The organism is Arenibacter sp. P308M17 (assembly GCF_003426735.1).
Classification (GTDB): Bacteria; Bacteroidota; Bacteroidia; order Flavobacteriales; family Flavobacteriaceae; genus Arenibacter.
Genome location: NZ_QVON01000004.1, coordinates 307,625 through 326,677 on the forward strand (window position 1 = coordinate 307,625; position 19,053 = coordinate 326,677).

The window sequence follows — 19,053 nt, forward strand, 5'->3', positions numbered from 1 at the left end:
TTAAATGGTTCGAAGTAGCCCGAAGTGTTGATTTTATCCGGATATCCTTAAAGTTTATGTTACTGAACGTCTCCTATAACAATAAAGAAATTACAAAAAAATTGGACGAAGCCGTAGGAAGACCATTCACCTTACGGGAACGTATGGCCTTGGACGGAATTGGATCACCCAAATTATACATTGTTGATAGTAGCATTGAAATTCAGAATTTATTGATCTTGGACAACAACATCAACACCTGCACAATAGAATTGCGTCCAAAAGGGATCATAATTCGCTTTAGGGCCCTATTGGAAACCTTTGGCCTGGTTGTTCCTTACTACAAATTTACCCTCTACAAAACTGATTTCGGCCTATATACTATTTATAGGGACCAGTATTTCATCAAAATAAAATCTGACACCAAGGCCGTTCAGAAATTTTTTACAAAATTATTGGGCCATAGGGCGGACAATGCCCCTACCAATATAGAGGACATATAATAGGTCTTGACAAAAATGCCAAAAGATGACCAAAAACTTTAGCCCTAATCTCTCCTTTCGTTAATAAAACAATCAATTCTTGGGCAGGAACACCTCTGCCATCATGCACCGGGCACTTCCACCGCCACAGGTTTCAATGGTATCCAAAGAGCTATGGATAATCTCAGAATGTTTCTCTAAGGCCTCAATCTGTTGAGGTCTTAAACTATTGTAAGCCGCCGTGCCCATTACCAAATATCGCTTTTCACCCATTCCCAGTACCTGTAGCATGTTCCCAGCAAATTGGTGCATTTGCTTTTCAGAAATGGTTATAATCTCTTTTCCATCTTGTTTTAAATGGCCCACTACATGCTTTCTTTCCTTTTTATCGTCAATGGAATCCAAACAGATAACGGCAAAAGTTTCTGCCACACACATCATTACATTGGTATGATAAATAGGTTTTCGCGCTCCCGATACGGATTGATTGGCCGTGAATACGACAGGGGTATATTCAAAATCTTCACAAAATTCTATAAACAAATCCTCATCCGCCCTGTCGGAAAGGGCACAATAGGCCTTTTCATTTACCCTATCCAATACAACACTTCCGGTACCTTCCAAAAAGAAGCCTTCCTCCTCGGCAGAGGTATAGTCCATTACATTCTCTATGACAAATCCCCGCTGCTCCAAGAGTGCAAGAATATCTTCCCTGCGTTCGTTTCTTCTATTCTCTGCGAACATTGGATAAAGTCCCACTGTTCCATCGGCATGGAAGGAAACCCAATTATTGGGAAATATGGAATCCGGGGTATCCCAATCCTTCCTATCCTCTACAACGATAACATTTACTCCCTTTTCCCTTAATACCTGTACAAAGGCATCAAACTCCTCCTGAGCCTTCAAATTTATCACCTGGTTTTTTAAATCCAGGTCCTCCTGAAAAAAGTTGTTTATTGCGGTTTGCTCGTTCATTCGAAAATTCACTGGGCGCACCATTAAGATAGTATTGGTAATTTGCATTTTATTAGCCACTTTTCAACTTGGATGTTACAGAATGTTCCCGATATCTATTTATGCAAAATTAGTTCAATTATTGCCCGGTACGGCCCAAAACAAAAAAATAGAAATATATTAATCCCTTACCAAGGGCAAGGTGCTACACCTTAATAGGCCTTCTTGTTTGGCAATCTCGGCATAGGATATTTCCTCGACCGTAAAACCGTGTTCCCGCAACCAGTTGTTCAATCTAGTGAAATTACGCTCAGATACCACTACATTGGGGGATATGGAAAAAACATTGCTCACCATATTATACATTTCCTCCTTCCCGATCTCGAATATATTGTCGTTTCCAAAATAATCCAACAGCCACTGATATTCCTCTTCCCTTAAAAATCCATTTTTATGTAAAATAGCCTTATTTTTTCCAACAGGCTGAAAACAACAATCCAAATGCAGGGCATTTTCCCGGGCATTTATGTTCGACTTCCTAAGTTCAAAGGCCTTGACCTTTTTATGTGGGAATTGGTTTGCAATAAAGTTTACCGCCTCCTTATTGGTGCGGGCCGTAATATAATCCGCGTAGTCCGCCCCCGTATAAGTTCCCATAAAAATATACTCTCCCCATGGCATAACATCGCCTCCCTCGACATGAACCTCCTTAGGGGGATAGATTATCTGATTCTCATCTATTTTATTAAGCACATATTTAATGGCTTGAAATTCCTTTTCCCTATGCGGAAGAATATTCGCTTTCACCAGTTTATCTTCTATAACAAAAGCAATATCCCTTGAAAATATTTGGTTACAATCCTTCAAGACCTTAGGCCTAAAGACCTCAACATCATATTTGGCAAATACCTGGGCAAAACTGTCCATTTCCCGTACCATATCAGCTTCTATTGGATAGGTGCCGGCCAGTATATGTTCCAATGACTTGGGATCATAGGCCTCTTCCGGTCTTGGAATAGGCCCACAGCTATCGGCAGTTCCCAAAACTACTGCTCTTAACCTTGAAGTTTCATCCTGTACATTCAACTTTAGCATGGCAGCTTTTTGGGCAAAGATAGAAATACTAATTTTGATAAATAAAAACTGCCCTTTGTATATCTCACACATAGGGCAGTCATTCATTATTTGTTATATCCCTATCTCTTGTCCAAGGGAACAAAAGGTCTGCTCTTTTCCCCTATGTAGATCTGTCGTGGTCTCCCAATAGGCTCATTTTTCAATCTCATTTCCCTCCATTGGGCAATCCAGCCCGGTAGGCGCCCCAAAGCAAACATAACGGTGAACATTTCCGTTGGTATGCCCAAAGCCCTATATATTATTCCGGAGTAAAAATCTACGTTGGGATATAGTTTTCTGTCCACAAAATATTTATCTTCTAAGGCCTCTTTGGCCAAGCCCTTGGCAATATCCAGAATTGGATCGTCTATGCCCAGATCTCCCAAAACTTCATCTGCCGCCTGTTTAATAATCTTTGCCCTAGGATCAAAATTCTTATATACCCTGTGCCCAAAGCCCATTAAACGAAAAGGATCATTCTTGTCCTTGGCCTTGGCCATATATTTTTTGGTATCCCCCCCATCGGCCTCAATAGCCTCCAACATTTCCAAAACTGCCTGATTGGCCCCTCCGTGCAGTGGTCCCCAAAGCGCACATATACCAGCAGAAATAGAAGCAAACAGTCCGGCATGGGAAGACCCAACAATACGAACGGTTGAAGTAGAACAGTTTTGCTCATGGTCCGCATGTAAGATCAATAATTTATCCAAGGCATCAATAACGATCTTGTTTTTTTTGTATTCTTGGTTAGGCTTTTTGAACATCATTTTATGAATATTCTCCACATAACCTAAAGAGTCGTCCCCGTAATCCAACGGTAAACCCTTTTTTTTTCTCAAGGTCCATGCCACCAATACGGGAAATTTGGCCAAGATCCTAACAATGGCCCAATACATTTCCTTTTCCGAGGACACGTTTACAGAGGTTGGGTTAAAGGCAATAAGGGCACTGGTTAAACTGGATAGTACCCCCATTGGATGCGCAGATTTTGGAAAACCGTCCAAAATCTTCTTCATCTCCTCATCTACATGGGACTCCGCTTTTATATCCTGATGGAATTTATCCAATTGCCCTTGATTTGGCAATGTTCCAAAAATCAACAAATAGGCCACTTCCAAGAAATCGGCCTTTTCCGCCAATTCCTCAATAGAATATCCACGATATCTTAAAATCCCTTTTTCACCATCCAGAAAAGTAATGGCACTCTCACAGGAACCTGTATTCTTAAACCCAGGGTCTATCGTTATCATTCCTGAATCGGCCCTCATTGTTTTGATATCTATAGCCAACTCATTTTCAGTACCTTCTATAACCGGAAATTCAAATTTCTTTCCGTTGTATTCCAATGTTGCGTTATTCGCCATTTCTTAAATTCCTATTTTAATCGATTAATCGTAAAAATACTAAAAACACCCAAGGTTAACAATTGAAGATTTTGTTATTTAATGAATATTTATGAAATATTCATTAAACCTTATTTGTTTTCTTCTATTGGTTGATGGAATATAGATATTTGTAGTAATCATCTACAGATTTTTCCCATGTGAACCTCATCTTTTTGGCGTTATCCTGAATCTCCTTCCACTTGGGCTTGTCATTTACAAATACATCCAAGGCCTGATCCAATGCCAAGATCATATTTTTAATTTTATCATCATAGGTCTTGCCATCGAAACTAAAACCGGTTTTCATATGCTCCACCGTATCTCTCAAGCCACCTGTGTTGTGCACCAAACATGGATTGCCGTTACGCATCGCCAACATTTGGCTAATGCCGCAAGGTTCAAATAAACTAGGCATAAAATACAGGTCGGTTTCCAAATATATGGAATCGATCAAATCCTCGGATTGACCGTTAGTAAAAATAAAGTTTTTATGGTCATAGCTCAGTTGACGAAATAGGTCCTCATATTCCGGGGCACCCGTCCCCAAGAGCATAAAAATCCCATCTACCTTTTTCAGTCGGTTCAATACTTCCACAAACGCTTCAGGTGAACGCTTAAAAAAATAAAATTTCTGTTCTGTTAGACGGGCTACGCTGGAAACAATGAATTTAGGCTTCTCGGTAACGTACTCCATCACCTTTTCCCCTGTATGGGCTAGAAAATCGGCCTTGTATTTCTTGGATTCCTCCTGTAGCCACCTAAATAGTGCCTTAACAATATTCCTGTACAACAATCCCTTTTCGGCAGCGCGAATATTTTTATAGTTGGAGCCGTTAAGAATCCCGAACAACCTTCCCTGATTGTTTGCTTCCTGTAAATCCATTTCCAAGCCTTCACCCCCAATAAATTCGGGAGGATTGCTTGGCCTAAGAACATCTTCCTTATATGAAGGGGAAACGGTATGTACGGCATCCGCCAAGCGGATACCAACGGCCATTAGGTTAATGCAATCCTGATACCTATAATCCATCAATTTCTTTTCATCTATGGACAAATTGGGAAACCAATTTCCCAGTGAGGAGTAATTGTTATAAAACGGACGAATACCTTGAATGGCTAAATTATGAATGGTATAGACATAGCGCATTTTCTTTAAGGCCTTATATTCCGGATGGTAGGTTTTTAAAAATAAGACCAGGCTGGAATGCCAATCGTGCATATGAACAATATCCAATTCCCCAAAAGCGCCCACCTTTATTGCTTCGGCCACTGCGGTACAAAAAATGGTGAACTTAATATTATCCGTAAAGAAAGCTTCTTCAGGATCGTCGTGGTATATATGCCCTATTTCGCCAGCGGTAATTTCAGGGTGATGTATTACGTAATGATGTAGGTTTACAAACTCCTTTTTTGGGGGTACCTCGTACAGCTCCGCAACATAGACCATTCCCCTCAGGTTAAGATTAAGATTGGTAATGAAGGTTCCATTTTGATGTAATCTTGAATATGAGGGCACTACTACGTGCGCCATGTCGCCCCTTTCAGAAATCTGCCGAGGGACATCCCTAACCACATCACCCATTCCGCCGGCCTTACACTTTGGAATACCGTCATTCTCAGCAGCAACAAATAGAAAGTTATTCATATAATCTAGAGTTTGGTTGTATATAATGGTAAATTGATAAAAGTAGGATAATATAATTATTTATTTCTGATATGTATACAAACCTCCGTGATATTTAAAAAAAAAGCCATTCTGTTCAGAATGGCTCTATATGGGACCTAATTAGATTTTATTTTATTTTGAAGGCATGTACTCCCGGGTAATATGCAGTACTTCCCAATTCTTCCTCAATCCTTAATAGCTGATTGTATTTTGCCATCCTATCGGATCTGGAGGCCGAACCTGTTTTAATTTGACCGGTATTCAAGGCTACTGCCAAATCGGCAATGGTGTTATCCTCGGTTTCACCCGAACGGTGCGACATAACAGATGTATATCCTGCATTTTTAGCCATATTGACAGCGGCAATGGTTTCCGTTAAGGTTCCTATTTGGTTAACCTTGATCAAGATGGAGTTGGCAATGCCTTCTTTGATCCCTCTGGACAAACGCTCTACGTTGGTGACAAATAAATCATCGCCTACTAATTGTACCTTACCTCCAATTTTATCGGTCAGAGCCTTCCAGCCTTTCCAATCGTTCTCATCCATTCCGTCCTCGATGGAAATAATAGGATATTTGGCACTTAAGTCTGCCAAATATTGGGCCTGTTCCTCTGAGGTTCTTACTACGCCCTTATCCCCTTCAAATTTGGTATAATCGTATTTTCCATCCACATAAAATTCCGCAGCGGCACAATCCAAGGCGATCATTACATCATCCCCTAATTTATATCCTGCCTTTTCTACCGCCTTTGCAATAGTATCCAATGCATCCTCGGTACCGCCTGCTAAATTTGGAGCAAATCCGCCTTCATCCCCAACAGCGGTGCTTAGTCCCCTATCGTGCAAAACTTTCTTTAGGTTATGGAATATTTCCGTACCCATCTGCATGGCATGCGAAAAATTATTCGCCTTCACCGGCATCACCATAAATTCTTGAAATGCGATGGGGGCATCGGAATGGGAACCTCCATTAATTATGTTCATCATCGGTACCGGAAGGGTGTTGGCACTAACACCACCCACATATCTAAATAGGGACAACCCCAATTCATTGGCAGCGGCCTTGGCAACTGCAAGGGAAACACCCAAAATGGCATTGGCACCCAATTTTGATTTGTTGGGCGTACCATCCAAATCTATCATAGTTTGATCTAACAAATTTTGTTCAAAAACGGACATACCCAGAATTTCCTCTGCAATAACGGTATTTACATTGTTGACCGCCTTTCCTACTCCCTTACCCATGAAAGCTTTACCTCCATCACGAAGCTCCACCGCTTCATGCTCCCCGGTAGAAGCTCCCGAAGGAACTGCAGCCCTTCCCAATACTCCATTTTCGGTAATTACATCAACTTCAACTGTTGGATTACCTCTTGAATCCAAAATTTGTCGTGCATGAACACTTAGGATAATACTCATATGTCTCTCTTTTATTTTTTAGTTAAATTATTATGCAAATATAGCAAAGGATGTGATTTTAACCCCACTCTTACTGGCTATAATGATCCTTTGATAACAATAAAATAAACTATAACGTTTTAGGACCTATCAACACTACACACTCAAAGCGCCTTTTGGTCTGTCTTCCTCCTCTCTTGGTTATTTCTACCTAATTTGCTGTGGTTTGGATCATTTCAAAAAATTGGTCGAACAGATAATCCGCGTCATGTGGTCCAGGACTTGCTTCCGGATGGTATTGAACAGAGAATACGTTCTTCCCTTTCATTTTAATCCCGGCTACTGTATTGTCATTTAGATGTAGATGGGTTATTTCCAAATCGGGATTTGCCTCGGTCTCTTCCCTATTAATGGCAAATCCATGATTCTGGGAGGTAATTTCTCCCTTCCCTGTAACCAAATTCATTACAGGATGGTTTATACCCCTATGCCCATTGTGCATTTTATAGGTAGATACCCCATTGGCCAGGGCCAATACCTGATGCCCTAGGCAAATCCCGAACAATGGTTTATTGGATTGGATCATTTCTTTGGCGGACGCTATTGCTTCATGCAATGGATCCGGATCCCCGGGGCCGTTGGAAATAAAATAGCCATCAGGATTCCAAGCGCTCATTTCCTCAAAAGTGGCGTTATATGGAAAAACCTTTATGTATGCATTCCTTTTGGCCAAGTTCCTAAGAATATTTTTCTTAATTCCAATATCAAGGGCGGACACCTTATATTCGGCATCCTTGTCCCCGTAATAGTAAGGTTCTTTGGTAGAAACCTTGGAAGAAAGCTCCAAACCTTCCATGCTCGGTACTTCAGTCAATTTCTTTTTTAACTCCTCCACATTATCCACATCCGTAGATATTACGGCATTCATTGCGCCATTATCGCGAATGTAACCTACCAAGGCTCTGGTATCTACATCCGAAATGGCCAACAGCTTATTCTTATCCAAAAATTCCTGTAAACTTAAGTCGGCATTTGGTCTGGAATAATTGTAACTAAAATTTTTACATACCAAACCTGATATCTTCACCGAATCAGATTCAATTTCCTCATTGTTTGCACCATAATTCCCTATATGGGCATTTGTGGTTACCATGATTTGTCCAAAATAGGACGGATCCGTGAAAATCTCCTGATAACCGGTCATTCCTGTGTTAAAACAAGCCTCCCCAAAGGCAGTTCCTTCCTTGTTCCCTACAGCCTTACCGTGAAAAATGGTCCCATCGGCAAGCAACAATATTGCTTTTTTTCTTGTTTGATACTTCATTTCTTGGCGTTACAATTTTTCGTTTTGCAAAATAACATAAAAAAAGGATAAGCTTTTAGGCTTATCCTTTTACAATTATTAATATTTAATAACAATTTTACTCTTGGGCATCATCTGCTTTCTTTTCTGCTTTTGGCTCTTCTACTTTTGGTTCAGCCTTTGCACTTTCAACTTTTGGGGTTTCTTCCACAACCGCTGCGGTATCTTCTGCTTTTTTGCTCCTACCCCTTCTTGTAGTCTTTTGCTTTTTAGGTTTCCCTGCATTATAGATTTCATTAAAATCCACTAGCTCTATCATAGCCATGTCCGCGTTATCCCCAAGACGGTTACCCAATTTGATAATTCTGGTATATCCTCCCGGTCTGTCGGCTACCTTTTCGGCAACACTACCAAAAAGCTCGGTAACCGCATATTTGTCGCGAAGGTTTTTAAAAACAATACGTCTATTGTGCGTACCCTTCTCAACTGTTTGATTATTTTCAGTTTTTGATTTTGTAATCAATGGCTCCACAAACTGCTTTAAAGCTTTTGCTTTTGCAACAGTGGTATTGATTCTCTTGTGCTCTATTAAAGAACAGGCCATGTTTGCCAGCATAGATTTTCTATGGGCCGCCTTTCTACCTAAATGATTAACTTTCTTACCGTGTCTCATATCTATTTTAGATTTGGGATATTAGATTTAAGATATTGGTGCTTGGTTTGACCAACTATATCCTTGTTATTGAACTTATTTTCTTTGTTCAAAGTCTCTCAACGCCTAATATCCAACGTCTAACTTCTATTTATTAATCTTTATCCAATTTATATTTTGACAAATCCATTCCAAAGCTCAAACCTTTGTTGATAACCAATTCTTCCAGTTCGGTCAAGGATTTTTTGCCAAAGTTCCTAAACTTCATCAAATCGTTCTTGTTAAATGAAACTAGGTCTCCAAGTGTATCTACTTCCGCAGCTTTCAAACAGTTCAATGCCCTCACAGAAAGATCCATATCTACCAATTTGGTCTTCAATAGTTGACGCATATGCAATGATTCCTCATCATAGGTCTCTGTCTGTGCAATCTCGTCCGCCTCTAAGGTAATGCGCTCATCGGAAAACAACATGAAGTGGTGTATCAGCACCTTTGCGCCTTCCGTAAGTGCTTCTTTTGGGTGGATTGAACCATCTGTTGCGATTTCAAAAACCAATTTCTCATAATCGGTCTTCTGCTCTACACGAAAGTTTTCTATGCTATACTTTACATTTTTAATAGGAGTAAAGATAGAATCTACGGCTATGGTACCCAGTGGTGCATTGGATTTTTTATTCTCCTCGGCAGGCACATATCCCCTTCCCTTGTCTATGGTAATCTCCATATTAATGTTCACCTTGGGATCCATGTTACAAATAACCAAATCCGGGTTCAATACTTGATAACCGGAAATAAATTTTTGAAAATCACCTGCAGTCATTTGTTCCTTTCCGCTAACAGAGATAGAGACTGTCTCACTATCCACGTCGTCTATCTGTCTTTTGAAACGAACTTGTTTAAGATTTAGAATGATTTCGGTAACGTCTTCCACAACACCGGAAATTACAGAGAACTCATGTTCCACCTTATCAATTCTAACAGAAGTGATAGCAAAACCTTCCAAGGACGAAAGCAAAACTCTTCTTAAAGCGTTCCCTACAGTTAGGCCATAACCTGGTTCCAATGGACGAAATTCGAATTTGCCTTCGAAATCGGAGGAATCAATCATTATAACTTTATCGGGCTTCTGAAAATTTAATAATGCCATAATTGGATCAGTGTTGTATTATTTAGAGTATAACTCGACTATTAATTGTTCTTTGATATTCTCTGGAATTTGCATTCTTTCCGGAACGGCAACAAAATTGCCTTCCATTTTTTCTGAATTCCAGGTGATCCACTCGTATACACTGCTATTTGCAGAGAGAGCGTCATCGATCGCTTTTAAAGACTTTGATTTCTCCCTAACACCAACCACATCACCGGCTTTCAGGGTATAGGATGGAATGTTCACCAACTCTCCGTTTACCGTAATATGTCTATGTGAAACCAATTGTCTTGCTCCGCTTCTAGAAGGGGAGATGCCCATTCTGTAAACAACGTTGTCCAGACGGGATTCACACAATTGAAGTAATACCTCACCGGTTACCCCTTTACTTCTATTCGCCTTCGCAAATATGTTTCGGAATTGTTTTTCCAAAATACCGTAAGTGTATTTTGCTTTTTGCTTTTCCATTAACTGGATAGCATATTCAGACTTTTTACCACGACGTCTGTTATTACCGTGTTGTCCTGGAGGATAATTTCTTTTCTCAAAAGATTTATCATCTCCGAAAATCGCTTCACCGAACTTACGGGCGATCTTTGTTTTTGGTCCTGTATATCTTGCCATTTTCTTTTAGTTTGGAAACGTGATCATGAATTAAGGCTTATCCTTCGATAATCGTAACTACATTTCCTTGAAACACCCCTAAGGGGCAATTGATTACTATTAATTATACTCTTCTTCTTTTTGGTGGTCTACAACCATTGTGCGGCATTGGGGTTACATCGATAATCTCGGTTACCTCAATACCTGAATTATGTATGGAACGGATAGCGGATTCCCTGCCATTTCCCGGTCCTTTTACATACACTTTTACTTTTCTTAAACCAGCTTCGTGGGCCACTTTAGCACAATCCTCGGATGCTATTTGAGCTGCATAGGGAGTGTTCTTTTTTGAACCCCTGAAACCCATTTTACCTGCTGAGGACCAAGAAATTACATCACCCTTCTTGTTGGTTAAAGAAATAATAATATTATTAAAAGAAGCAGTAACATGGGCTTCGCCCACAGACTCTACTATAACTTTACGCTTCTTTGCCGCTTTTGCATTTGCCTTTGCCATAATATCCTAATTATTATTTAGTTGCCTTCTTCTTGTTAGCAACTGTTTTTCTCTTACCTTTTCTTGTCCTAGAGTTGTTTTTGGTACGCTGACCCCTTAAAGGCAGACCAGATCTATGGCGAATACCTCTATAACAACCAATATCCATTAGACGCTTAATGTTCAATTGGTTTTCTGAACGCAATTCCCCTTCAATGGTCAAAGAAGAAACTGCCTCACGAATACGACCAATCTCATCATCGTTCCAATCGGATACTTTGGTATCCTCACTTACTTGGGCGGAAGATAAAATCTCCTTTGCCCTACTTTTTCCTATACCAAAGATATAGGTCAGGGCTATTACCCCTCTTTTCTGTTTTGGTATGTCTACACCTGCAATTCTTGCCATAATTACCCTTGTCTTTGTTTAAATCTAGGATTCTTTTTATTAATTACGTACAATCTGCCTTTTCTACGCACAATCTTGCACTCGGCACTTCTCTTCTTTATTGATGCTCTAACTTTCATCCTATTTGCTTAATATCTATATGTAATTCTTGCTTTACTTAAATCGTAAGGGCTCATTTCGAGCTTAACCTTATCCCCTGGAAGCAACTTAATATAATGCATACGCATTTTTCCAGAGATATGCGCCGTTACCACATGACCGTTTTCCAACTCCACGCGGAACATGGCATTTGACAATGCCTCAATTATGCTTCCATCTTGCTCTATTGCTGATTGTTTAGCCATAATCTATGCTACCTTTCTATTTTTTCCTGATTTCATTAAACCGTCATAATGTCTGTTCAACAAATAAGAATTCACCTGCTGCACAGTATCTATAGCCACCCCGACCATAATCAACAATGAGGTTCCTCCATAGAACAATGCCCAACCGGCCTGTACATCCATAAGCTTTACGATAACTGCTGGCAATACGGCCAACAGGGCTAGAAAAACAGATCCGGGTAAAGTAATCAATGACATTATCTTATCCAAATAATCCCCGGTTTCCTTTCCCGGCCTAATTCCTGGAATAAAACCACCGCTTCTTTTAAGATCATCGGCCATTTTATTGGTAGGTACTGTAATCGCCGTATAAAAATAGGTGAATACAATAATCAAGAACCCGAACAAAAGATTGTAGGCCAATCCAAATATATCCTGGAATTGAACTTCCATCCACTGGCCTACCGCCGTATTATTAAAGGTCTTGCCCAACAATCCGGGTGCAAACATAATGGCTTGCGCAAATATAATTGGCATTACCCCGGAAGCATTCAATTTTAAGGGAATATACTGCCTGGATCCCATTATATTCTTTTCATATCCACCAGAGGCAGTCCTTCTTGCGTATTGGACCGGGATCTGACGGGTAGCCATTACCAAAAGCACACATAGCAAAATTACCACGAACCAGATGATAACCTCTATAAGCATGAACATTAAACCACCATTGTTATTGGCTGTTCTGGAGATAAATTCTTGTACAAAGTTCTGCGGCATATTGGCGATAATACCAACCATGATCAAAAGGGATATTCCATTCCCGATACCTTTATCGGTAATTTTTTCTCCCAACCACATGGCAAAAATTGTTCCTGCGACCAAAATTATTACCGATGGGACAATAAAATCGAGGCCCTTACCAAAGACGAAGGCACTATCGGGAACACCCAAAGCTCCCAAACTGTATAAATAAGCAGGAGCCTGAACAATACATATACCAATAGTAAGCCATCTGGTAATTTGATTGATCGTCTTTCTTCCACTTTCACCTTCCTTTTGCAACTTCTGAAGATAAGGAATGGCTATACCCATTAACTGCACCACAATGGAAGCAGAAATATAGGGCATAATTCCCAAGGCAAAAACCGAAGCATTGGACAATGCTCCTCCGGTAAAAGCATTCAAAATTCCCAAAATACCACTATCAGTACTGGTTGCCAAAGCACCCAACTGTGTAGAATCAATACCTGGCAGAACTACTTGCGCACCAAAACGATACACCAAAAGCAAACCAAGGGTAACGATTATCCTACCCTTTAGTTCTTCAATCTTCCAAATATTTGATAATGTCTCGAAAAATTTCTTCATAGTATTCTTTGCTTATAAACTTATAGCCTCACCACCAGCAGCCTCGATTGCAGCTTTTGCGGTAGCTGTAAATTTATGTACAGAAACTTTTAGGGAAGCCTTTAGCTCTCCATTGCCAAGAATCTTGACCAAATCGTTTTTACCGACCAATCCGTTCTCTAAAAGGATTTCCAAAGTAACCGTATCCTTAATGGCCCCCTTGTCTACCAATTCCTGTAATTTTTCAAGATTGATCCCAGCGTAATCCTTTCTATTGATATTTGTAAAACCAAATTTTGGCACACGTCTCTGTAAAGGCATTTGCCCCCCTTCGAAACCAATTTTCTTAGAATAACCAGATCTGGATTTAGCACCTTTATGTCCTCTGGTAGCAGTACCTCCCTTACCGGAACCCTGACCTCTACCTATGACCTTACCGGCTTTATGGACAGCACCATCTGCTGGTTTTAAATTACTTAAATTCATAACACTAAAATTATATTAAGCCTCCTCTGTGGAAACTAAGTGTTTAACTTTATTTATCATTCCAAGAATATTTGAGGTGGCTTCATGTTCTACCACCTGTCCTATTCTTCGCAAACCAAGAGCCTCTAATGTTCTCTTTTGATTTTGAGCTCTTTTAATACTGCTCTTTACCTGCTTTACTTTAATCTTTCCCATTATATTCTTGGTTTTATCCTTTAAAAACTTTTTCTAAAGAAATACCTCTTTGGTTTGCAACTGTCTTTGCACCCCTAAGTTGCAAAAGCGCATCAAAAGTAGCTTTTACCACGTTATGAGGGTTGGAAGAACCTTGTGATTTGGACAATACATCATGGACACCTACTGCTTCCAGTACCGCCCTAACGGCACCACCGGCAATTACCCCGGTACCATGTGATGCCGGTTGGATATAAACTTTAGCTCCACCAAATTTGCCTTTTTGTTCATGTGGCAAGGTACCTTTGTTCAATGGAATTCTAATAAGATTCTTTTTGGCATCTTCTATAGCCTTGGCAATGGCTGTAGCAACTTCCTTAGACTTACCCAGACCGTGGCCCACAACCCCATTTTCATCACCTACTACAACTATGGCAGAAAATCCGAACGCCCTACCACCTTTCGTAACTTTGGTAACACGTTGCACCCCTACCAATCTATCCTTTAATTCTAAACCTCCCGGCTTAACAGTCTCTACGTTTTTGTATTTCTGATACATAATATTCTTAGAATTTTAATCCAGCTTCCCTAGCGCCATCGGCTAATGATTTTACTCTCCCATGGTATAAATTACCACCCCTGTCAAAAGCAACAGCTTCAATTCCAGCTTCTTTTGCCTTTTCGGCAATAGCCTTTCCAACTAGGTTGGCCACTTCTGTTTTTGTCCCTTTGGCCTTGGCCATCGCCTTATCCCGTGAGGAAGCGGACACTAGGGTAGTCCCTGCCACATCATCTATAATTTGAGCATAAATCCCAGTATTACTTCTAAAAACAGCAAGCCTTGGCCTTTCTGCAGTACCCGAGGATATCTTTCTGATCCTCCTTCTGATACGTAGTCTTCTTTCAGTCTTCGTTAATCCCATAATGCTAATTATTAAGCCGATTTACCAGCTTTTCTTCTTAATTGTTCACCAACGAACTTAATTCCTTTTCCTTTGTAAGGTTCTGGCTTACGGAAAGATCTGATCTTGGCAGCGATCTGCCCCACTAATTGCTTATCGTGCGAACTAAGCTTTATGATCGGATTCTTACCTTTTTCGGATACGGTCTCCACTTTTACCTCTGAAGCCAGATCCAAAATAATATTGTGCGAAAATCCTAAAGCTAGATCCAAAGTTTGTCCTTGGTTACTGGCACGATATCCTACCCCTACCAATTCCAATTCCTTTATCCATCCCTTAGAAACACCTTTGACCATATTAAAGATCAAAGATCTGTAAAGACCATGTTTTGCTTTATGCTCCTTGGAATCCGAAGGTCGTGTAACAAATACCTGACCATCTTCAACCTTAACAGCAGCACCAGAAAATTCTTGGGAAAGTTCCCCCAGCTTACCTTTTACAGTAATAACATCTTCCTTTACCTCTACGGTTACTCCTTCTGGAATTGCTATTGGATTATTACCTGTTCTAGACATCTTTCTAAATCTTTATAGTATTAATAAACATAACATAATACTTCCCCACCTGCATTCTCAAGCTTTGCCTGCTTACTGGTCATTACACCATGGGAAGTAGAAATAATAGCAATACCAAGACCGTTCAATACTCTTGGCAATTCTGAAGAGCTAGCATATTTTCTAAGTCCTGGAGTACTAACCCGTTTAATTTTCTTTATAACCGGCTCCTTTGTAAACTTGTCATACTTCAAGGCTATTTTTATAGTCCCCTGAACCGCATTATCTTCAAACTTGTAGCTTAAAATATATCCTTGATCGAATAATATTTTAGTAATTTCTTTCTTTAGATTAGATGCAGGCACCTCAACCACCCTGTGTCCGGCGCTACTTGCATTTCTAATTCTAGTTAAATAATCCGCTATTGGATCTGTAAACATAATTATTGATTTACGGTAACGGTTTTTAACATTATTGTTAAACCTGAAACCAGTTTATACTTATTTATTACCAGCTAGCCTTTCTTACTCCCGGTATAAGACCGTTATTGGCCATTTCCCTAAAAGTAACCCTGGATATACCGAAAGTCCTCATGTAACCCTTGGGTCTACCGGTTAGCTTGCAACGGTTGTGCATACGAACGGGAGAAGCATTTTTGGGCAATTTTTGTAATGCTTCATAGTCGCCGGCTTCTTTTAAAGCCTTTCTCTTCTCAGCATACTTTTCCACCATCTTTTCCCGCTTTCTCTCACGGGCTTTCATTGATTCTTTAGCCATACTAATTCTTTTTAAAAGGTAGTCCCAATTCGGTTAATAATGATTTCGCTTCTTTATCTGTTTCCGCAGAGGTTACAAAGGTAATATCCATCCCATTGATTCTGTTAATTTTATCAATGTTTATTTCCGGAAATATGATTTGCTCCGTAATACCAAGATTATAATTCCCTCTTCCGTCAAAACCAGTGGCCTTAATTCCTTGGAAATCCCTTACCCTTGGCAATGCAGTAGTTACCAATCTATCCAAGAATTCGTACATTCTCTCTCCACGTAAGGTTACTTTTGCCCCGATAGGCATTCCTTTACGTAATTTAAATGCAGCAACATCCTTTTTGGACATGGTTGAAATTGCTTTTTGGCCAGTGATATTGGTCAACTCATCTACCGCATGGTCTATAAGTTTCTTATCCGCTACAGCGGCACCAACACCTCTACTAACAACAATTTTTTCTAATTTGGGAACCTGCATTACATTTTTGTAACCAAACTCCTCCTTAAGAGCCTTAACAACTCTTTCTTTATATTCCTGTTTTAATCTTGGAACGTAAGCCATAACTAAATTACTTCTTTAGATTTCTTAGAAAATCTTACTTTCTTACCATCCCTTACCTCAAATCCAACTCTAGTGGTCTCTCCTGATTTTGGATCGATCAATGACAGATTGGATATCTGTAAGGGAGCCTCTTTCTTAACAATCCCTCCTTGGGGATTGCTAGCACTTGGCTTTTCGTGTTTGGACACCATATTGGCACCTTCAACGATCGCCTTGTTCTTTTCACGGTCAACACTTACAACCTTACCCTCTACCCCTTTATGGTCTCCGGCAATAATTCTAACAGTATCCCCTGTTTTGATTTTTAATTTTCCCATTTTGCTATATTTATTAAAGCACCTCTGGAGCCAATGATACAATTTTCATGAATTGCTTATCCCGAAGCTCCCTTGCCACAGGTCCAAAAACACGTGTTCCCCTCATTTCCCCGGTAGGGTTCAAAAGTACACAGGCATTATCATCGAAACGAATATAAGAACCATCGGGTCTTCTAACTTCTTTCTTTGTCCTTACAACAACTGCTGTGGAAACCGCACCTTTTTTAACAGCGCCATTAGGGGTAGCTTCCTTAACGGCAACTACAATTTTATCCCCAACAGAAGCATATCTTCTTTTTGTACCTCCCAACACACGAATGGTCAAAACTTCTTTTGCACCCGTATTATCCGCTACTTTTAGTCTAGATTCTTGCTGTAACATAATTATTTAGCTCTTTCAATGATTTCCACTAACCTCCAACATTTGGTCTTACTCAATGGACGTGTCTCCATGATCTTAACAGTATCGCCAATATTGCAATCGTTCTTTTCATCGTGTGCAACATATTTCTTAGTTTTCAACACGAACTTACCGTACATAGGGTGTTTAACACGTTTAACTTCCGAAACCACTACCGATTTCTCCATTTTGTTGCTAGTAACAACTCCTATTCTCTCTTTTCTTAAATTCCTTTTTTCCATAAAGCAGAACCAATTATTGTAATTCCCTTTTAGTTAATTCAGTTGCCAATCTTGCCACAGTTCTTCTTACTTTTCTGATAAGTAAAGGGTTTTCCAATGGTGTAACAGAATGGGCCAATTTTAAATCGGAATACTGCTTTTTAAATTCAGCACTCTTTTCCTTCAACCCCTCAACTGATAATTCTTTTATTTCTGATTGTTTCATGATTCCTTGCAATTATATTAAGCAGAATAGTCCCTAGCAATAATAAATTTTGTCCTTACTGGCAGTTTTTGTGCCGCAAGTCGCAAAGCCTCCTTTGCAATATCAAGGGACACACCGGCAACCTCGAACATCACCCTTCCTGGCAATACTACAGCTACAAAATATTCTGGAGCCCCCTTACCCTTACCCATACGTACCTCCAACGGCTTCTTGGTAATAGGTTTGTCCGGGAATATTTTTATCCATAATTGGCCTTCTCTTTTCATATACCTAGTTGCCGCAATACGAGCTGCTTCTATTTGGCGCGATGTTATAAAAGAGGTATCCATTGATTTAATACCAAACATACCGTTTGAAAGTTGATGTCCCCTTCCAGAGATCCCTTTCATACGACCTTTCTGCATTTTGCGGAACTTAGTTCTTTTTGGCTGTAACATTTTTTTACTTCTTTAAAAAATTACTTTCTACGACGTTGTTTCTTCGGGCCCTCTTGTTTTCCACTTTTACCTGGAGCCTGGGTTTTTGCCATGCCTACCAATGGAGAAAGTTCTCTTTTTCCGTACACCTCACCTTTCATAATCCACACTTTAATCCCAAGTCTTCCATAGGTGGTATGCGCTTCATGTAAGGCATAATCTATATCGGCCCTAAAAGTGGACAAGGGAATCCTACCATCTTTATAAGACTCCGATCTTGCCATTTCAGCTCCGTTCAAACGTCCCGATATCTGAATTTTAATTCCCTCGGCATTCATTCTCATCGCCGCTGCAATAGCCATTTTTATGGCTCTTCTAAAAGAAATTCTACTTTCAATTTGACGCGCTACACTGGCTGCAACAAGATTAGCGTCCAATTCCGGTCTCTTTATCTCAAAAATATTGATCTGAACTTCCTTGTCCGTAATCTTTTTAAGCTCTTCCTTTAGCTTATCTACTTCCTGGCCACCCTTTCCAATGATAATACCCGGTCTTGCCGTAGTAATGGTAACTGTAATCAACTTAAGGGTACGCTCAATAATGATCCTGGACACACTTGCTTTTGCCAAACGTGCATGAACATATTTTCTGATCTTATCGTCTTCGGCAAGTTTATCACCATAATCGTTTCCACCGTACCAGTTAGATTCCCATCCCCTGATAATTCCTAGACGATTTCCGATTGGATTTGTTTTCTGTCCCATAC

General features: G+C 40.0%; 29 protein-coding genes. 1 reads left to right on the forward strand and 28 read right to left on the reverse strand.

Going from position 1 to position 19,053, the window contains the following annotated elements; translation table 11 throughout:
* Positions 1-56 precede the first annotated feature (56 nt).
* Positions 57-482 (forward strand): hypothetical protein, encoded by a 426-nt coding sequence (locus tag D0S24_RS12025; protein ID WP_117020104.1) that lies wholly within the window; start codon positions 57-59, stop codon positions 480-482.
* A 72-nt stretch (positions 483-554) separates the two neighbouring features.
* Here D0S24_RS12025 and ctlX read toward each other — a convergent pair whose 3' ends face one another.
* The 28 genes from ctlX to rpsC form a co-directional block, all read right to left on the reverse strand.
* Positions 555-1,484 carry a citrulline utilization hydrolase CtlX gene (ctlX, locus tag D0S24_RS12030; protein ID WP_117020105.1) on the reverse strand — a complete coding sequence of 310 codons (930 nt, stop codon included), beginning with the start codon at positions 1,482-1,484 and terminating at the stop codon, positions 555-557.
* Between the two features lie 111 nt (positions 1,485-1,595).
* On the reverse strand, positions 1,596-2,510 hold the full coding sequence (locus D0S24_RS12035; protein WP_117020253.1) for a dimethylarginine dimethylaminohydrolase family protein: 915 nt from the start codon (positions 2,508-2,510) through the stop codon (positions 1,596-1,598).
* A 101-nt stretch (positions 2,511-2,611) separates the two neighbouring features.
* Positions 2,612-3,895, reverse strand: coding sequence for a citrate synthase (locus tag D0S24_RS12040; protein ID WP_117020106.1), 1,284 nt, complete (start codon positions 3,893-3,895; stop codon positions 2,612-2,614).
* Positions 3,896-4,019: 124 nt separating this feature from the next.
* Positions 4,020-5,561: a glycogen synthase gene (locus tag D0S24_RS12045; protein ID WP_117020107.1), complete on the reverse strand. Its 1,542-nt coding sequence runs from the start codon at positions 5,559-5,561 to the stop codon at positions 4,020-4,022.
* Positions 5,562-5,709: 148 nt separating this feature from the next.
* The gene (eno, locus tag D0S24_RS12050) at positions 5,710-7,002 is read right to left on the reverse strand and encodes a phosphopyruvate hydratase (RefSeq protein ID WP_117020108.1); all 1,293 of its coding nucleotides are present in this window, start codon (positions 7,000-7,002) and stop codon (positions 5,710-5,712) included.
* 190 nt (positions 7,003-7,192) lie between these two features.
* On the reverse strand, positions 7,193-8,305 hold the full coding sequence (gene carA, locus D0S24_RS12055) for a glutamine-hydrolyzing carbamoyl-phosphate synthase small subunit (protein ID WP_117020109.1): 1,113 nt from the start codon (positions 8,303-8,305) through the stop codon (positions 7,193-7,195).
* Positions 8,306-8,402: 97 nt separating this feature from the next.
* The gene (gene rplQ / locus D0S24_RS12060) at positions 8,403-8,957 is read right to left on the reverse strand and encodes a 50S ribosomal protein L17 (protein ID WP_117020110.1); all 555 of its coding nucleotides are present in this window, start codon (positions 8,955-8,957) and stop codon (positions 8,403-8,405) included.
* 133 nt (positions 8,958-9,090) lie between these two features.
* Positions 9,091-10,083, reverse strand: coding sequence for a DNA-directed RNA polymerase subunit alpha (locus D0S24_RS12065; RefSeq protein ID WP_117020111.1), 993 nt, complete (start codon positions 10,081-10,083; stop codon positions 9,091-9,093).
* Positions 10,084-10,101: 18 nt separating this feature from the next.
* Positions 10,102-10,707 (reverse strand): 30S ribosomal protein S4, encoded by a 606-nt coding sequence (rpsD, locus tag D0S24_RS12070; RefSeq protein ID WP_117020112.1) that lies wholly within the window; start codon positions 10,705-10,707, stop codon positions 10,102-10,104.
* A gap of 103 nt (positions 10,708-10,810) precedes the next feature.
* On the reverse strand, positions 10,811-11,203 hold the full coding sequence (gene rpsK / locus D0S24_RS12075) for a 30S ribosomal protein S11 (protein ID WP_031445094.1): 393 nt from the start codon (positions 11,201-11,203) through the stop codon (positions 10,811-10,813).
* A 13-nt stretch (positions 11,204-11,216) separates the two neighbouring features.
* A complete protein-coding gene (rpsM, locus tag D0S24_RS12080) occupies positions 11,217-11,591 on the reverse strand; it encodes a 30S ribosomal protein S13 (protein WP_117020113.1) in 375 nt (124 codons plus the stop codon).
* Positions 11,592-11,593: 2 nt separating this feature from the next.
* Complete coding sequence (gene ykgO / locus D0S24_RS12085) at positions 11,594-11,710, reverse strand: type B 50S ribosomal protein L36 (protein WP_013621733.1); 117 nt, start codon at positions 11,708-11,710, stop codon at positions 11,594-11,596.
* A gap of 9 nt (positions 11,711-11,719) precedes the next feature.
* Positions 11,720-11,935 carry a translation initiation factor IF-1 gene (gene infA / locus D0S24_RS12090; protein ID WP_013549436.1) on the reverse strand — a complete coding sequence of 72 codons (216 nt, stop codon included), beginning with the start codon at positions 11,933-11,935 and terminating at the stop codon, positions 11,720-11,722.
* 3 nt (positions 11,936-11,938) lie between these two features.
* Positions 11,939-13,282 (reverse strand): preprotein translocase subunit SecY, encoded by a 1,344-nt coding sequence (gene secY, locus D0S24_RS12095; protein ID WP_117020114.1) that lies wholly within the window; start codon positions 13,280-13,282, stop codon positions 11,939-11,941.
* A gap of 12 nt (positions 13,283-13,294) precedes the next feature.
* Positions 13,295-13,747, reverse strand: coding sequence for a 50S ribosomal protein L15 (rplO, locus tag D0S24_RS12100; protein WP_117020115.1), 453 nt, complete (start codon positions 13,745-13,747; stop codon positions 13,295-13,297).
* Between the two features lie 15 nt (positions 13,748-13,762).
* Positions 13,763-13,942: a 50S ribosomal protein L30 gene (gene rpmD, locus D0S24_RS12105; protein ID WP_117020116.1), complete on the reverse strand. Its 180-nt coding sequence runs from the start codon at positions 13,940-13,942 to the stop codon at positions 13,763-13,765.
* 13 nt (positions 13,943-13,955) lie between these two features.
* The gene (gene rpsE / locus D0S24_RS12110; RefSeq protein ID WP_117020117.1) at positions 13,956-14,480 is read right to left on the reverse strand and encodes a 30S ribosomal protein S5; all 525 of its coding nucleotides are present in this window, start codon (positions 14,478-14,480) and stop codon (positions 13,956-13,958) included.
* A 7-nt stretch (positions 14,481-14,487) separates the two neighbouring features.
* Positions 14,488-14,844 (reverse strand): 50S ribosomal protein L18, encoded by a 357-nt coding sequence (rplR, locus tag D0S24_RS12115; protein WP_117020118.1) that lies wholly within the window; start codon positions 14,842-14,844, stop codon positions 14,488-14,490.
* A gap of 11 nt (positions 14,845-14,855) precedes the next feature.
* Positions 14,856-15,398, reverse strand: coding sequence for a 50S ribosomal protein L6 (rplF, locus tag D0S24_RS12120; RefSeq protein WP_117020119.1), 543 nt, complete (start codon positions 15,396-15,398; stop codon positions 14,856-14,858).
* A gap of 20 nt (positions 15,399-15,418) precedes the next feature.
* Positions 15,419-15,817, reverse strand: a complete 399-nt coding sequence (gene rpsH / locus D0S24_RS12125; protein WP_117020120.1) for a 30S ribosomal protein S8 — start codon at positions 15,815-15,817, stop codon at positions 15,419-15,421.
* A 67-nt stretch (positions 15,818-15,884) separates the two neighbouring features.
* Positions 15,885-16,154: a 30S ribosomal protein S14 gene (gene rpsN, locus D0S24_RS12130; protein WP_117020121.1), complete on the reverse strand. Its 270-nt coding sequence runs from the start codon at positions 16,152-16,154 to the stop codon at positions 15,885-15,887.
* A 1-nt stretch (position 16,155) separates the two neighbouring features.
* A complete protein-coding gene (rplE, locus tag D0S24_RS12135; protein WP_117020122.1) occupies positions 16,156-16,707 on the reverse strand; it encodes a 50S ribosomal protein L5 in 552 nt (183 codons plus the stop codon).
* Positions 16,708-16,709: 2 nt separating this feature from the next.
* The gene (gene rplX, locus D0S24_RS12140) at positions 16,710-17,024 is read right to left on the reverse strand and encodes a 50S ribosomal protein L24 (RefSeq protein ID WP_110357441.1); all 315 of its coding nucleotides are present in this window, start codon (positions 17,022-17,024) and stop codon (positions 16,710-16,712) included.
* 13 nt (positions 17,025-17,037) lie between these two features.
* Positions 17,038-17,406 (reverse strand): 50S ribosomal protein L14, encoded by a 369-nt coding sequence (rplN, locus tag D0S24_RS12145; protein ID WP_031445106.1) that lies wholly within the window; start codon positions 17,404-17,406, stop codon positions 17,038-17,040.
* A gap of 2 nt (positions 17,407-17,408) precedes the next feature.
* The gene (rpsQ, locus tag D0S24_RS12150; protein ID WP_031445107.1) at positions 17,409-17,666 is read right to left on the reverse strand and encodes a 30S ribosomal protein S17; all 258 of its coding nucleotides are present in this window, start codon (positions 17,664-17,666) and stop codon (positions 17,409-17,411) included.
* Between the two features lie 13 nt (positions 17,667-17,679).
* A complete protein-coding gene (gene rpmC / locus D0S24_RS12155) occupies positions 17,680-17,871 on the reverse strand; it encodes a 50S ribosomal protein L29 (protein ID WP_031445108.1) in 192 nt (63 codons plus the stop codon).
* Between the two features lie 17 nt (positions 17,872-17,888).
* Entirely contained in the window at positions 17,889-18,308 is a 420-nt protein-coding gene (gene rplP / locus D0S24_RS12160; RefSeq protein ID WP_072865349.1) for a 50S ribosomal protein L16, read from the reverse strand.
* Between the two features lie 20 nt (positions 18,309-18,328).
* Positions 18,329-19,051, reverse strand: a complete 723-nt coding sequence (gene rpsC, locus D0S24_RS12165) for a 30S ribosomal protein S3 (protein ID WP_117020123.1) — start codon at positions 19,049-19,051, stop codon at positions 18,329-18,331.
* Between the last annotated feature and the right edge of the window lie 2 nt (positions 19,052-19,053).